This is a genomic window from Neobacillus sp. OS1-32 (genome assembly GCF_030915425.1).
Lineage (GTDB): Bacteria > Bacillota > Bacilli > Bacillales > Cytobacillaceae > Neobacillus > Neobacillus paridis.
In genome coordinates this window covers 1,701,704-1,717,271 of the sequence record NZ_CP133263.1, presented here as the reverse complement: position 1 = coordinate 1,717,271, position 15,568 = coordinate 1,701,704, and the positions used below count along the sequence as shown (strand labels likewise).

The 15,568-nt window shown below is 40.2% G+C and carries 15 protein-coding genes, 2 pseudogenes and 1 other annotated feature; all 17 genes and pseudogenes read left to right on the top strand.

Going from position 1 to position 15,568, the window contains the following annotated elements:
- Positions 1 to 80: 80 nt before the first annotated feature.
- Positions 81 to 782: pseudogene (locus RCG24_RS08660) on the top strand (cell division protein FtsQ/DivIB); the annotation flags it as partial.
- 48 nt (positions 783 to 830) lie between these two features.
- Positions 831 to 1,550 (top strand): DUF881 domain-containing protein, encoded by a 720-nt coding sequence (locus RCG24_RS08655; RefSeq protein ID WP_308079142.1) that lies wholly within the window; start codon positions 831 to 833, stop codon positions 1,548 to 1,550.
- Positions 1,551 to 1,632: 82 nt separating this feature from the next.
- Positions 1,633 to 2,364 (top strand): DUF881 domain-containing protein, encoded by a 732-nt coding sequence (locus tag RCG24_RS08650; RefSeq protein WP_202653847.1) that lies wholly within the window; start codon positions 1,633 to 1,635, stop codon positions 2,362 to 2,364.
- Complete coding sequence (locus tag RCG24_RS08645) at positions 2,364 to 2,726, top strand: small basic family protein (protein WP_202653848.1); 363 nt, start codon at positions 2,364 to 2,366, stop codon at positions 2,724 to 2,726. Before RCG24_RS08650 ends, RCG24_RS08645 begins: the two co-directional genes overlap by 1 nt.
- Before the next feature lie 123 nt (positions 2,727 to 2,849).
- Positions 2,850 to 4,142, top strand: coding sequence for a cell division protein FtsA (ftsA, locus tag RCG24_RS08640; protein ID WP_202653849.1), 1,293 nt, complete (start codon positions 2,850 to 2,852; stop codon positions 4,140 to 4,142).
- A gap of 42 nt (positions 4,143 to 4,184) precedes the next feature.
- Positions 4,185 to 5,330 carry a cell division protein FtsZ gene (ftsZ, locus tag RCG24_RS08635; RefSeq protein ID WP_202653850.1) on the top strand — a complete coding sequence of 382 codons (1,146 nt, stop codon included), beginning with the start codon at positions 4,185 to 4,187 and terminating at the stop codon, positions 5,328 to 5,330.
- A 245-nt stretch (positions 5,331 to 5,575) separates the two neighbouring features.
- Positions 5,576 to 6,511 carry a sigma-E processing peptidase SpoIIGA gene (gene spoIIGA, locus RCG24_RS08630; RefSeq protein WP_308078874.1) on the top strand — a complete coding sequence of 312 codons (936 nt, stop codon included), beginning with the start codon at positions 5,576 to 5,578 and terminating at the stop codon, positions 6,509 to 6,511.
- A gap of 43 nt (positions 6,512 to 6,554) precedes the next feature.
- Positions 6,555 to 7,275: pseudogene (gene sigE / locus RCG24_RS08625) on the top strand (RNA polymerase sporulation sigma factor SigE).
- A 138-nt stretch (positions 7,276 to 7,413) separates the two neighbouring features.
- Positions 7,414 to 8,226, top strand: coding sequence for an RNA polymerase sporulation sigma factor SigG (sigG, locus tag RCG24_RS08620; protein WP_374049138.1), 813 nt, complete (start codon positions 7,414 to 7,416; stop codon positions 8,224 to 8,226).
- 90 nt (positions 8,227 to 8,316) lie between these two features.
- Positions 8,317 to 8,580 (top strand): YlmC/YmxH family sporulation protein, encoded by a 264-nt coding sequence (locus RCG24_RS08615; protein ID WP_202653854.1) that lies wholly within the window; start codon positions 8,317 to 8,319, stop codon positions 8,578 to 8,580.
- A 57-nt stretch (positions 8,581 to 8,637) separates the two neighbouring features.
- Positions 8,638 to 9,456 (top strand): peptidoglycan editing factor PgeF, encoded by an 819-nt coding sequence (gene pgeF, locus RCG24_RS08610; RefSeq protein ID WP_308078873.1) that lies wholly within the window; start codon positions 8,638 to 8,640, stop codon positions 9,454 to 9,456.
- An 8-nt stretch (positions 9,457 to 9,464) separates the two neighbouring features.
- Entirely contained in the window at positions 9,465 to 10,142 is a 678-nt protein-coding gene (locus RCG24_RS08605) for a YggS family pyridoxal phosphate-dependent enzyme (protein ID WP_308078872.1), read from the top strand.
- 11 nt (positions 10,143 to 10,153) lie between these two features.
- Complete coding sequence (locus tag RCG24_RS08600) at positions 10,154 to 10,603, top strand: cell division protein SepF (RefSeq protein ID WP_308078871.1); 450 nt, start codon at positions 10,154 to 10,156, stop codon at positions 10,601 to 10,603.
- A gap of 5 nt (positions 10,604 to 10,608) precedes the next feature.
- On the top strand, positions 10,609 to 10,872 hold the full coding sequence (locus RCG24_RS08595; protein WP_202653858.1) for a YggT family protein: 264 nt from the start codon (positions 10,609 to 10,611) through the stop codon (positions 10,870 to 10,872).
- 30 nt (positions 10,873 to 10,902) lie between these two features.
- Positions 10,903 to 11,676, top strand: coding sequence for a YlmH family RNA-binding protein (locus RCG24_RS08590; protein ID WP_202653859.1), 774 nt, complete (start codon positions 10,903 to 10,905; stop codon positions 11,674 to 11,676).
- A 76-nt stretch (positions 11,677 to 11,752) separates the two neighbouring features.
- On the top strand, positions 11,753 to 12,268 hold the full coding sequence (locus RCG24_RS08585; protein ID WP_202653860.1) for a DivIVA domain-containing protein: 516 nt from the start codon (positions 11,753 to 11,755) through the stop codon (positions 12,266 to 12,268).
- A gap of 52 nt (positions 12,269 to 12,320) precedes the next feature.
- Positions 12,321 to 12,561, top strand: a binding site (T-box leader).
- Positions 12,562 to 12,656: 95 nt separating this feature from the next.
- Complete coding sequence (gene ileS, locus RCG24_RS08580; RefSeq protein ID WP_308078870.1) at positions 12,657 to 15,428, top strand: isoleucine--tRNA ligase; 2,772 nt, start codon at positions 12,657 to 12,659, stop codon at positions 15,426 to 15,428.
- The last annotated feature ends 140 nt before the right edge of the window (positions 15,429 to 15,568 follow it).

Sequence of the window (15,568 nt, the reverse complement as noted above, 5' to 3'; positions counted from 1 at the left end):
TTAGAACAGCTTTATTTATCATTTTGGACAAGCTTTTTTACAAGAAAATGTGCAACCACTTTTAGGGTGGAGGAATATAAATGGACAAAGGTAAAATCGTTGCACTTGAAGACCGAATACCCAAACTAAAGGAACAAAGGCGGCGTAAGGCGAATAGACGGCTCGTGATCCTATTACTATTGTTTTTTGTCATGATTGTGATCATCGCCTACACACAATCACCTTTGAGCCGCGTTAAATCAATTCTTGTCAAAGGGAATGAAGTATATTCCGATAAGGAGATCATTCGAAACAGCAGCTTATCAAATAGAACGAATATTTGGAATGTTAAACAGCAGGTTATTGCTGAAAAACTGGCGAAGTTGTCCGAAATTAAAAAAACAGAAATTACGATTCATTGGCCAAACACCATTATTATTACGGTAGAGGAATATAAGAGAACTGCTTACTTGAAACAAGAACAATATTATTTTCCTGTCATGGAAAACGGTAAGGTCCTTAAAGACAAAAAAACGGAAATTATTCCGACCAATTCTCCGATTCTTTTCGATTTTAATGAAGGTGCTGCCCTAAATGAAATGATAAAAAGTTTGGAAACTCTTCCTAAGGAAATTGTCAATTCTATTTCCGAAATCCATTATACTCCTACAAAAACAGACCCTTACCATATTTCCTTATACATGAATGATGGTTTCGAGGTAAGCGCCACGTTAAGAAGCTTTTCACAAAAAATGGCTCATTACCCTTCCATTATCAGTCAATTGGATATGAATAAAAAAGGAATTATTGACTTGGAAGTAGGTTCATACTTCAAGTCGTTTGATACCGAAATGGAGGAAAAAAAGGTGAATAGGATAAAGGTAAAGGGCAATCATGTTATTTTGTCCCTTGTAAGCCTGGTTCTTGGGTTTATCATTGCTTTTTCCTACCATCTGACCCAATTGCAAAATACAAAACCAAAAATGACTGACCGGCAATATAAGCAAACTTTGGCACTTCGAAATCAATTAATTGAACAAGAAAAGACAAATCGCAAGCTGCAAAAAGAGTTAAACCAAAAGCAAGCGAAAGTTCAAAAATATGAAAAGGAGTTTGCCAAAGAGGCGAAAGTTTTTGCAAACTTGGCTGAGGATGCTGAAAAATACCGGTTATACATTGGAAAAGTAAAGGTAAAAGGAAATGGGATAAAAGTTACTCTGGCTGATGGAGCCTATGATCCAAAGGAAGGGAATGTTAACAACTATTTGGTGCATGAACATCATGTATTTAAAGTGATCAATGAACTATACATATCGGGAGCAGCGGCGGTGGGAATTAATGGACAGAGGCTGACAAGTCATTCTTATATCGTCTGTAATGGGCCGGTTATTACAGTTGATGGTGTTCCGCATCCTGCTCCATTTGTGATTACGGCTATCGGCGATCCGGATATTTTGTCCTCTTCCTTAAACTTAACGGGCGGCGTGAAGGACCAACTGGTAAATGATAATATTGTTTTTAAACTGGAAAAGGCTAATAACATTACATTTGGACCGATCATTGGCAGTTAATCCTTTGTCCACATATTAGACGATCAAACGGGTATCTGTTAGTGCGCTCTGTTTCTTATTCAATGAAGGTTAGGTGACAAATGTGGACAAGAAAAAGGGGAAGATTAGTTTTACATTCATTGCCACTGTTATTGGTTTTATGATTGCCGTCCAATTCCAAACTGTAAAAAAACCGGTTGAACGTGATACACGAGATATTTGGCAGCTTCGAGAAGCGTTATTAACAGAAAAAGAACTCCAAAGTAATTTGTTGACGGAAATGCGTTTAAACGAAGAAAAACTGGCAGCTTATGAATCCAAACGAAAGCAAAGCAAAGAACAGGCTTTACGGGATACATTGGAAGAATTAAAAAGTGAAGCAGGCTTAAAAGAGATGACCGGACCGGGAATTATCATCACTATTGAGCCCGTATTGGAAGGTATTAAGGTGGGGGAACCGATTTCAAATGTTGTTTCCCCTGAACTATTACAGAGATTATTAAATGAATTAAATATGTATGAGGCCAAGTATATCTCCATTGATGGGCAAAGAGTTGTTAATACGACAGTGATAAGAGACATTAATGGAGAAACGAAAATCGATGGACACGCAATTAAAAAGCTGCCGCTTGAAGTTAAGGCAGTTGTTGATGATCAGAATAAAGCTGAGACGCTTTACAATCGGATGAAAGTTTCAAAAGCCGGGGATGAATTTTTTATCGAAAACTTACGGCTTTTGATCAGTAAACCCACTTCCAATATTATCGTTCCGGCTTTTGAACAGCCGATTCGGGTCCACTATTTGGAACCGGTGAAAGAAGGGGGCGTTTCCTAATGTGGCTTCCATTTGTTGGATTAATTGTCGGCATAATTCTAGGTTTGCTAACAGAAATACGCATTCCTGTAGAATATTCCAATTATTTGTCGATAGCTGTCTTAGCGGCATTTGACACATTATTTGGCGGAATCAGAGCCTATTTACAAAATATTTATGATGAAAAAGTATTTGTCTCGGGTTTCTTTTTTAATATAATACTAGCTGCAAGTTTAGCTTTTCTCGGTGTTCATCTTGGTGTAGACTTGTATTTAGCGGCAGTATTTGCATTTGGTGTCAGACTGTTTCAAAATATTGCCGTAATTAGGCGAATATTATTGACAAAATGGTCAACGACCAAAGAAAAGTTAGAAAAAAGTTGAAAATTTTTAAAGGGAATCATTCAGTTGTGACGAATAATTTTATAAGATATACTTATGAACTTATCATTTAATTAAAAGCTATTGTTGTTCGACTGAAAGGAGATCTTAAGGAGGTGCCAAAGAATGAACAGCAATGAAATATACGTTAGTCTTGACATCGGTACATCCAGTGTAAAAGTAATCATTGGTGAAATGGTCAATGACTCGGGAAAAGGCTCTTTAAATATTATTGGTGTTGGAAATGTTGAATCAGAGGGCTTGCGTAAAGGTTCGATTGTCGATATGGACGATACCGTTCATTCGATTAAGCGGGCGATTGAGCAGGCGGAAAGAATGGTAGGCTTAGAGATTAACGAAGTGGTCGTCGGAATTCCCGGTCATAGTATAAGCTTGCAACCTTGTCATGGAATTGTGGCTGTTTCCGGGCAAAACCGGGAAATCACCAATGAAGATGTTACGCGTGTAATCGAAGCCGCTTATGCGGGTTCCATACCACCAGAAAGAGTCAATATGGGGGTTATCCAAAGACAGTTCATTCTGGATGGAAAAGATGAAATTCATGATCCACGCGGAATGATTGGTGTTCGTTTGGAAATGGATGGCACACTCGTTACCGGCTCCCATTCTATTCTTGCCAACATCATTCGCTGTGTTGAACGCGCTGGATTAAATTTTTCGGACATTATTCTTCAGCCGCTTGCTGCCGGAGATTATGCGTTGTCGAGGGATGAAAAAAATCTTGGTGTCGCCCTGATCGATATCGGTGGTGGGTCAACAACGATTGCCGTTTTTGAAGAAGGATTTTTAAAAGCGACAAGTGTGATCCCAGTAGGGGGAGACTTGATTACGAATGATCTTTCAAAGGTTTTACATACTTCTACCGAGGATGCAGAAAATATAAAGGTAAAATATGGACATGCCTTCTATGATTATGCTTCGGAGGATGAGTTTTTTAGTGTCCCGATTATTGGAAGCGATCAGCATCAACAATTCAATCAGCTTTATGTTTCAGAAATAATAGAAGCAAGAATGGAAGAGATTTTTGAGTTGGTTGCCAAAGAGTTAAAACGTTTAGGGGTAAATGATTTACCGGGCGGCTTCGTTTTAACAGGCGGAACAGCCAACATGCAAGGGGTATTGGAGCTTGCTCAGGATATGTTTAAAAATCCTGTCCGCATTGCCAGACCGGATTATATTGGTGTAAGAGAACCTCAGTATACAACCGCGGTTGGTTTGATTAAATATGCCTACAAGAATGCTAGATTGCCAGGAGGAACAGTCAGTTCCCAAGCTAGCGTTTCTGAATCAACCGAAAAAAAATTGCCAAAACAACAACCTAAAGTAAAAGCAGAAAAACATCCAGAAGAAAAAATGTCATCAAAAGTAAAAAAATTCCTTGGTTACTTTTTCGAATAAGATGGGCGGAAAAGGAATATCGACGAATTAGGAGGATTTTTCATGTTGGAATTTGATACGAATTTAGATTCTCTTGCAACAATAAAAGTAATTGGAGTGGGCGGCGGCGGCAATAATGCGGTAAATCGAATGATTGAACATGGTGTTCAGGGTGTTGAATTTATTGCCGTGAATACCGATGCCCAGGCATTAAATTTGTCGAAAGCGGAAGTCAGGATGCAAATTGGGGCGAAAATCACACGTGGTCTTGGTGCCGGGGCCAATCCTGAGGTTGGTAAGAAAGCTGCCGAGGAAAGCAAGGAACAAATTGAAGAGGCTTTACGTGGAGCCGATATGGTTTTTGTAACCGCAGGTATGGGCGGCGGCACGGGGACAGGTGCGGCCCCGGTTATTGCGCAAATTGCGCGTGAACTTGGTGCCTTAACAGTTGGCGTTGTGACTCGTCCATTCACATTTGAAGGCAAGAAAAGGGCGAACCAAGCTTCTGGTGGTATTGGTGCAATGAAACAAGCGGTTGATACTTTAATCGTTATTCCTAATGACCGCCTTTTGGAGATTGTTGATAAGAGCACGCCGATGCTTGAAGCCTTCCGTGAAGCTGATAACGTTCTGCGCCAAGGGGTACAAGGTATTTCGGATCTAATCGCGGTTCCTGGTTTAATCAACCTAGACTTTGCTGATGTTAAAACAATTATGTCAAATAAAGGCTCGGCCTTGATGGGTATTGGGATGGCATCAGGCGAAAACCGGGCAACCGAGGCAGCTAAGAAAGCGATTAGTTCACCATTACTTGAAACCTCCATTGATGGAGCGCAAGGAGTATTGATGAATATTTCAGGAGGCGCTAATTTAAGCCTGTACGAAGTTCAGGAAGCTGCTGATATTGTTGCTTCCGCCTCAGACCAAGAAGTAAATATGATTTTTGGTTCGGTCATCAATGAAGACCTAAAGGATGAAATCATCGTAACAGTGATTGCGACCGGATTTAATGAAGAAGTCATCCAGCCTAAAGCAACACGGCCAACTTTTGTACAAACGAATAAGGCAGCAGCCGGTAATGTTAAGCGTGAACAGAAGCGGGAAGAAGCACCGCAAGAGCCAGTCCGCAATAATGCTAATAATAGCACTTTTCAGGAAGATACATTGGATATTCCAACCTTCTTACGCAATCGAAATCGTAGAAGATAAGGATAAGAATAGAAATTAAAAGGCATGGTCCAAAAATGGATCATGCCTTTTTGACGTGTCCGGGACATATTTCTGGAGTCCGTTTAACAGTACTTCCGCTTTTCGTTTGACAAAATACGTTTTGAATAGTGAAAATTTCTGTTTTTTTGTTTACAGAAAGTGACACACTTCCAGCCTGGAAGTAGGTTATACTTTTGCGTAACAGATAATAGTCGGTTATAGAGTGAGTTTAGGGAGGAAGCTGCTTGGTCGTTTATTTAGATATTATCTGGCTGCTAAATTTTTTCTTTGATAGTCTTCTTCTTTTTTTAACTGCTATTTTTTTGAAGAGAAAAATCAGATTATGGAGAGCTGCACTGGGGGGTTTTACAGGGTCATTAATCATTTTATTATCATTTACCCCATTAAATGTCTATTCAAGTCATCCGATTGCTAAATTGTTATGTTCGTTGATCATGGTGCTCCTCACTTTTGGTTATAAACGTTTTTCTTTCTTTATCAAAGCGTTAATGACATTGTATGTTTCAACGTTTTTAATTGGCGGATCATTAATCGGCGTGCATTATTTTCTGCAATATGATGCCGAACTTACGGAGCAGGTACTGCTCTCCAGTGTGAAGGGATTCGGCGATCCAATTAGCTGGCTGTTTGTGCTTATTGGCTTTCCGGTAGCCTGGCATTTTTCAAGAAAAAATATTGAAAGCATGGAAATGACGAAAATTCACTATGAACAAATCGTTGTTGTCCATCTAAAGATTGAAAATGAAACGTTTACTTTTAATGGGCTTGTTGATAGTGGGAATCAGCTCTATGACCCATTGTCAAGACTACCCGTGATGTTTGTCTCGATTAAACATCAATTGGAAACATTACCGGGACCGATCCGAAAATTGGCAGTTGAACCAGACTCTATCTTGATGGGCAGTGATCCATTACCTGATGAATGGCAGGACCGTTTGCGAATTGTGCCTTACAGTGTGGTTGGACAAGAGCATCAGCTGGTTGCGGCAATTAGACCTGATAACATCTTGATTGAACATAATGGTGAGATGGTATCTGCCAAAGGGCTGGTAACATTTACGCTGCAGCAGCTTTCTGGCGATGACACGTTCCAATGTATCGTTCATCCCAAAATGCTGACGGGACTCAAGCAGCGTAGGGAAAGTGAGAAAGTGGGTTAATATACTATACTCGGAAAAACAAATTTTAGAAGGGGGAGTAGAAATGATAAAGTGGAAATTTCGCCTATCCTACTATTGGTATAAAATTTTAATGAAATTGGGTCTGAAAACAGAATGAAGTCTTTTACATCGGTGGAAGTGAAGCATTGCCTCCTCCTTTAAGTAAAGATGAAGAGGAATTGTTGTTAAAAAAACTTCCTGATGGTGATAAAGCAGCCAGATCGATTCTGATTGAACGCAATCTGCGACTGGTGGTCTATATTGCCCGCAAATTTGAAAATACTGGCATTAATATAGAGGATCTAATCAGCATTGGAACCATTGGTTTGATAAAGGCAGTGAATACGTTTAATCCCGAGAAGAAAATCAAACTGGCTACATATGCTTCGCGATGCATTGAAAATGAGATTCTGATGTATTTGCGAAGGAACAACAAAATACGCTCGGAAGTTTCCTTTGATGAACCATTAAACATTGATTGGGATGGAAATGAGTTATTATTATCCGATGTCTTGGGCACGGATGATGACATTATTACTAAGGACCTTGAAGCAAATGTAGACCGTAAGCTGCTATCGAAGGCTTTGCATCAACTTACCGATAGGGAAAAGCAAATTATGGAGCTTCGCTTCGGGCTGACAAATGGTGAAGAAAAAACGCAGAAAGATGTAGCCGATATGCTCGGGATTTCCCAATCGTATATTTCCCGGCTTGAAAAAAGAATTATAAAAAGGCTGCGCAAGGAATTTAATAAAATGGTGTGAGGCTAGACAAAGAAAAGAAAATTTTTCCCACAAAAAATACCTTATGATTTCATGATTTAACACTAATTTTGGTCGATCATGCACCTGTTCACCTGGTTGGACAGGTGCATATTTTTTTTCCCTGCGGAGATACTGTTTTTGTACAGCAGCTCCTGTGAGGAGGGAACAGAATTGACTCGAAATAAAGTTGAAATTTGCGGTGTAGACACATCAAAACTTCCAGTGTTAAAAAACGAAGAAATGAGAATACTCTTCAAGCAAATGCAAGAGGGTGATTTATCTGCCCGTGAAAAGCTTGTCAACGGTAATCTGCGCCTTGTCTTAAGCGTAATTCAAAGGTTTAATAACCGAGGAGAATTTGTTGATGATCTATTTCAGGTTGGCTGTATTGGGCTGATGAAATCGATTGATAATTTCGATTTAGGCCAAAATGTAAAGTTTTCTACTTATGCTGTGCCGATGATAATTGGGGAAATACGGCGCTACTTACGAGATAATAACCCCATTCGCGTTTCTCGCAGTTTACGGGATATCGCCTATAAGGCCCTCCAAGTAAGGGAACGATTAATGAGTGAAACATCAAGAGAACCAACCGCAGAGGAGATTGCTAAAGTTTTAGAAGTGCCGCATGAAGAAATCGTCTTTGCCTTAGATGCGATTCAAGATCCGGTTTCTCTTTTCGAGCCAATTTATAATGATGGCGGCGACCCTATTTATGTAATGGATCAATTAAGTGATGAGCGCAACAAAGACATTCATTGGATTGAAGAGATTGCTTTAAAAGAAGGCATGCGAAGATTAAATGAACGTGAAAAATTAATATTGCGAAAACGATTCTTTCAAGGGAAAACACAAATGGAAGTGGCTGATGAAATCGGGATTTCGCAAGCACAAGTTTCCCGCTTGGAAAAAGCAGCCATCAGACAAATGAATAAAAACATTCAAAGCTAAAGCTGCCATTTGGGCAGCTTTTTTTCTATGCTATATTCCTGAAGCCAATCATATATTTTATTGAAAGTATCGGATTGGGGAGTGATGTAGATGGTTAAAATTTCAGAATTTCAAATAAAGGATGTTGTCAATGTATCGGATGGAAAGAGGCTTGGCAATATAGGCGATATTGAGATTAATCTTTCAACAGGAAAAATTGAAGCAGTTGTCATTTCCGGGAATGGCAGGATGCTCGGCTTTTTCGGAAAAGAGGATGAAGTCGTGATTCCTTGGAACAATATCATTAAAATTGGCCAGGATGTCATTTTAGTCAGATTTAAAGGTGCTGAAGAAAAATCAACCGATGAGGGATAGTGTGCACGAATCTTCTTTTCATGGTAAACTATAGAAAAACATAAGAGGGTACTTTAAATGGAACCTTTTGTTAGAGATAATCAATCCTATTTAACAATTGAACCTTGGATGCAGCAGTTTCCCGGACTCGTTGCCGGTTTTACAACCAAAACCGGCGGTGTCAGTCATGGAGAGTTCGCTTCGCTAAACCTGGGTTTTCATGTTGGCGATCAAGTAACTGATGTTTGTGCTAATCGCTTAATCGTTGCAAAAGAACTGGACTTCCCGTTAAACCGTTGGGTCGGGGCCGAACAAATCCATGATATTGTGGTCAAAAAAGTTACAAAAGCGGATTGTGGAAAAGGCGCGGACTCCTATGACCACTCGATTAAAGGAACGGATGGTTTTTATACAAATGAAACGGGAATCTTGTTGACGCTGTGCTATGCTGACTGTGTTCCGATTTACTTTATTGCCCCTGACTTTGGGATGATTGGGGTTCTTCATGCCGGCTGGAAAGGCACCGTTGCCCAAATAGCCAGACAAATGGTTGAAGCATGGAATAAAGATGGCATTAAGCCCGGCGATATTCATGTGACAATTGGTCCCTCCATTTGCGAAAAATGTTACATTGTCGATAATCGTGTCGTTAATTTAGTAGAAAATATACTAGAAGATGTCGATGGAAAACCATATAATTTAATTAATGATGGACAATATTCTTTAGATTTGCGTGCATTAAATCGGCAAATCCTGCTGAAGGCTGGGATTCCTGCCCAGCAAATTATGGTGACCAATCTATGTACCAGCTGTGATTCGGAGTTGTTTTTTTCGCATCGCCGTGATCAAGGGAAAACAGGCAGAATGTTAAGTTTCATTGGTTGGAAGGAGATCTGATTTCATTCATGAAAGTAACAGAAAAACTTGAACGTATTAAGCAGCAAATTGATCAGGCCTGTCAAAGAGTAAATCGTAAACCTGAAGAGATTCGGATCATTGCCGTTACAAAATATGTAACGGTTGAAAGAGCAAAAGAGGCATTAGATGCCGGGCTTACTGATTTCGGTGAAAATCGTGATGAAGGTCTCATAAGTAAGTGGGAGGTTCTAGGGGACAAGCCTGTTTGGCACTATATTGGTACGTTACAATCGCGAAAGGTAAAAAACATTATCGATAAAGTCGAATATATTCATTCGTTGGATCGCCTGTCATTGGCAAAGGAGATTAATAAACGGGCACAACGAGAGATAAAATGCCTTGTCCAAGTCAATGTCTCCGGGGAGGAATCAAAACACGGTCTGCCTCTTGAAGAGGTGATTTCCTTTATTGAATCACTTCGTCCATTTGAGAATATTCGTGTTGAAGGCTTAATGACGATGGCACCATTGACGAATGATGAACAGATCATACGGGATTGTTTTCGTAAGTTAAGCGAGCTTCGCAAACAGGTTCAAGCATTACATTTGGATTTTGCCCCCTGTACAGAACTTTCCATGGGAATGTCTAATGATTATTCAATCGCCATTGAAGAAGGAGCCACGATGGTCAGGATCGGCACGGCACTTGTTGGTGAAGATGATTAGGGGAGAAAAAGATGACGATAAAATCTAAATTAAAAACATTTTTCTTTTTAGATGATGAATATGAGGACAGCGAAAGTTTTGAAGAACGAACAGAACCAAAAAAAAACTCAAAGCCTGGTGGAAAAACGCAAAATGTAGTTAGTCTTCAAAGTATCCCAAAGCAATCAAATGGGCAAAAGGCTTCTAAAGTTATTCTGGCGGAGCCTGGAACATATGCTGAAGCAACAGAAATTGCCGACCATTTAAAGAATCACCGCGCTGTAGTCGTTAATTTACAGCGGATTGACCGCGAACAAGGACGGCAAATTATTGATTTTCTAAGTGGTGTTGTTTATACCCTTGGAGGAGATATGCAGAAGATTGGGACAAATATTTTCTTATGCACTCCGGATAATGTTGAGGTGTCGGGAAATATCACTGATCTTTTTCCAGAACAAGATATTCATAAAATGAGGTGGTAATGGGAATGTATTTTGTGATAAGTCTATTGCAGCAGCTAATTCAGATCTATTCATGGGCATTAATTATTTATATCTTAATGTCATGGTTTCCTAATGCGCGCGATACATCTGTCGGCAGGTTTTTAGCGAGGATTTGTGAGCCGTATCTGGAACCGTTTAGAAAAATAATTCCGCCAATTGGGATGATTGATATATCTCCAATTGTGGCGTTTCTTGTGTTAAACTTTGCCCAAAGAGGCTTAGTCAGCGTCTATCAAATGATTGGATAACTAATTTTCGTCCGGGTTGTGTATACACTTATGAGCATTTATCAACATTTTCGTCCAGAAGAAAGGGAATTTATTGATCAGGTAACCGATTGGAAGGAGAATGTCGAGCAGCAATATGCGTCCAAACTGACCGATTTTCTCGATCCGCGGGAGCAGCATATTTTAAAATCAATTATTGGTGAATCAGGTGATGTGAAGTATTCCTTCTTTGGCGGTATCGATAATGGGGAAAGAAAACGGGCATTACTGTATCCAGATTATCTCACACCCAATGAAGAAGATTTTCAAATCAGCCTATTTGAAATTGAATATCCAAAAAAATTTGTGACAATTGAACACCGTCAGGTTTTAGGAACGCTAATGTCCCTAGGTCTGAAACGCGGAAAGTTTGGTGATATTCTGATTGCAGATGAACGGGTTCAATTTTTAGCTGCAACGGAAGCAGCCAGTTTTATTATAAACCATGTTGAAACCATTGGCCGTGCAGGTGTAAAACTTGTTGAAAAACCGTTAGATCAAGCACTCGATTTAAAGGAAATATGGGATGAAAGCGAAATAACAGTATCTTCCCTGCGCCTGGATACTGTTATTTCTAGTGTTTTTCATCTATCAAGACAAAAATCGCAGCTTTTCATTCAACATGGGGTGGCCAAAGTAAATTGGACAATGATTGAAAATCCTTCATTTTCATGTGGGGAAGGCGACTTGATTTCCGTTCGCGGTTATGGAAGGTCGAAAATTCTTCGTATTGATGGAAAAACAAAAAAAGAAAAATGGCGAATGCTTATAGGAAAGCAAAAATAATTTATTTGTTGAAGGATTTTTAAAAACCTTGTCGAATAATTCCTAATACATACAGAGATTTGTTGGAGGTGGCAGCATGCCGTTAACGCCGTTAGATATTCATAATAAAGAATTTAATAAAGGATTCAGAGGATACGACGAGGACGAAGTAAATGAATTTTTGGACCAGGTGATTAAAGATTATGAAATGGTTCTCAGGGAAAAGAAGGAACTGGAAGAACGCTTAGCCGACATGAATGAGCGCTTGAGCCATTTTTTAAATATTGAAGAAACCCTAAATAAATCGATCGTAATTGCCCAAGAGGCCGGTGAAGAAGTAAGGCGGAATGCTCAAAAGGAAGCAAAACTTATTGTGAAGGAAGCCGAAAAAAATGCCGACCGCATTATCAATGAATCGCTTTCAAAGGCGAGAAAAATTGCGCTTGAAATTGAAGATTTGAAGAAACAATCAAAAGTATTTCGAACCCGTTTTAAAATGCTGATTGAAGCACAGCTAGACATGCTGAATACCGATGATTGGGATCATTTATTGGAATATGAAGTAGATGCATCAGAGTTGAATCTTCAGGAAGAAGAAGATTCACTGGCTTGACGAATGATGTAATTGTAGCATATAATTTCTTAACAGATTATTACGAATAGAATGGCTGACGATGATAGGGACAGTACAATTTTCAGGATGCTTTTATTAGCGAACCAGGGATGGTGGAAGCCTGGTAGAGCAGAATATTGGAAAATCACCCTTGAGTTCCGTGTTGAACATCTTTAAAAAAGGCTAGTAGACACTGGCGTGTTATTTACGTTACAAATAAGAAAAGCGGGTGGAACAATAGCTGTTCTGTCTATCAGGGTGGTACCGCGGGAAATAACCTTCTCGTCCCTCTATAGGGATGAGAGGGTTTTTTTTATCGTTGTAATTACTTATACTTTTCTGAAAAAGTGACCATTCTATTTTAATAGCAAGTATTGGAGGAAGAAAGATGGACTACAAAGATACGTTGTTAATGCCGAAAACGGAGTTTCCGATGCGCGGCAATCTCCCCAAACGTGAACCGGAAATCCAGGCGAAATGGGAAGAAATGAACATTTATCAAAAGGTACAGGAACGGACAAAAGGCCGGCCCATGTTTGTGCTTCATGATGGACCACCATATGCAAATGGGGATATCCATATGGGGCATGCCTTGAATAAAATTTTAAAGGATATTATTGTCCGCCATAAATCAATGACCGGTTACCATGCGCCATATGTACCAGGCTGGGATACGCACGGATTGCCAATCGAACAGGCATTAACGAATAAAGGCGTGAAAAGAAAAGAAATGTCTGTTGCTGATTTCCGTAAACTTTGTATGGAATATGCTTATGAACAAATTAATAACCAACGGACACAGTTTAAGCGTCTGGGGGTCAGAGGAGATTGGGAAAACCCATACATCACCTTAAAACCGGAATATGAAGCCCAGCAAATAAAGGTTTTCGGGGAAATGGCGAAAAAGGGCTATATTTATAAAGGTCTAAAGCCTGTATATTGGTCCCCATCCAGTGAGTCAGCTCTTGCTGAAGCAGAAATTGAATATAAAGATAAACGGTCACCATCGATTTACGTTGCCTTTAAGGTGAAAGATGGCAAAGGCGTTCTTGATCACGATACGGAAATCGTTATCTGGACAACCACACCATGGACTATCCCGGCAAACTTGGGGATTTCCGTCCATCCAGATTTAACTTATGTAGTCGCCGCCGTTAATGGTCATAAATATTTAGTGGCTGAAAGCCTGCTTGAATCAGCGGCAAAGGAAATCGGTTGGGAAGCACCGCAAATCGTCCAGAAGCTTAAAGGAACTGATTTAGAGTACATTGTGGCCAGCCACCCATTATATGATCGTGATTCCTTAGTGATGTTAGGCGAACATGTTACAACAGACGCTGGTACCGGCTGTGTCCATACAGCACCGGGACACGGGGAGGACGACTTTATTATAGGTCAAAAATACGGTCTGGATGTCCTCTGTCCTGTTGATGATAAAGGCTGTATGACGAGGGAAGCGCCGGGTTTTGAAGGGTTGTTTATCGAAGATGCCAATAAAGCGATTGGTCAAAAGCTGGAGGAAAAAGGAGCATTACTAAAACTGAGTTTTATCACCCATTCCTATCCGCATGACTGGCGGACGAAAAAACCGGTTATTTTCCGGGCAACGGCTCAATGGTTTGCTTCGATTAAAGATTTCCGCGAACAATTACTTGAGGCTGTGAAAGAGACAAAATGGGTTCCAGCTTGGGGAGAAACACGCCTTTTCAATATGGTCCGTGATCGCGGAGACTGGTGTATTTCCAGACAGCGTGTCTGGGGAGTGCCTATTCCAGTGTTTTATGCTGAAAATGGGCAAGAAATTATTACCGATGAAACGATTGATCATATTTCTAATCTTTTCCGTCAATACGGGTCGAATGTCTGGTTTGAACGGGAAGCAAAGGATCTGCTGCCGGAAGGCTTCACTCATCCGGGAAGCCCAAATGGAAAATTCACGAAAGAAACAGATATCATGGATGTTTGGTTTGACTCTGGCTCATCACACCAAGCCGTTTTGCTTGAAAGAGATGATTTAGTCCGTCCTGCCGACCTTTACCTGGAAGGCTCTGACCAATACCGCGGCTGGTTTAATTCATCGTTATCAACTGCCGTTGCGGTTACCGGAAAGGCACCATATAAAGGGGTATTAAGCCATGGTTTTGCCTTGGACGGTGAAGGACGAAAAATGAGTAAATCATTAGGAAATGTTGTCGTTCCTGCCAAGGTTATGAATCAACTAGGAGCAGATATTTTACGTCTGTGGGTGGCATCTGTTGATTACCAAGCTGATGTCCGCGTGTCTGACGCGATTCTAAAACAGGTAGCGGAGGTTTACCGCAAAATCCGCAATACCTTCCGTTTCTTATTAGGAAACCTGGCTGATTTTGATCCGGCAAAGGATAAACTTCCTTACGAAAAACTTCGCGAGGTAGACCAATTTATTCTGGTTAAATTAAATAAGTTGATTAAATTGGTTCGTAATGCTTATGAGAATTACGATTATTCCGGTATTTATCATGCGGTAAATAATTTCTGTACCCTTGATTTAAGTGCCTTCTATTTAGACTTTGCCAAAGATGTATTATATATCGAAGCACAAGATAACCATGCACGTCGGGCGATTCAGACGGTATTATATGAATCATTATTGGCACTAACAAAATTGGTTTCACCAATCCTGTCTCATACGGCCGACGAGGTGTGGCAATATATTCCTGGAGTTGATGAAGAAAGTGTTCAATTAACTGACATGCCGGAATATCAGGAGCTTCCTGGTGCTCAGGCTTTGGAGGAAAAGTGGACCGCCTTTATGAAGCTCCGTGATGATGTCTTAAAAGCATTGGAAGAGGCGCGTAATCAGAAGGTGATTGGAAAATCATTAACGGCTAAAGTTACGTTATACGTCAATGAGAAAACCAAGGATCTGTTAGAGTCGATTGAGGAAAGTCTAAATCAATTATTCATTGTATCAGGTTTTGAAGTTGCTGGTTTCTACGAGGCAGCGCCGGAGCATGCGCTAAAATTGGAAACAGCAGCGATTGTTGTCACAAAGGCTGAGGGGGAAACTTGCGAACGCTGCTGGGTCGTTACCCCTGAAATTGGTCATGATCATGACCTGCCAACCTTATGCCCGCGTTGTGCAAAAGTCGTAAAAGAAAATTATTCACATCTCGTTTAAACAGACTGAGAGAGGCTGCTCCAAAACAATCGGAAGCAGCCTCATTAAATTTTTTCCTTGTCCGTTAAATGTTGTCCGTGATGTCAATTGTTTTGCAGTTTCAGCGGTAGTTTCCCGGAGAAAATAAAACAAATGATGAA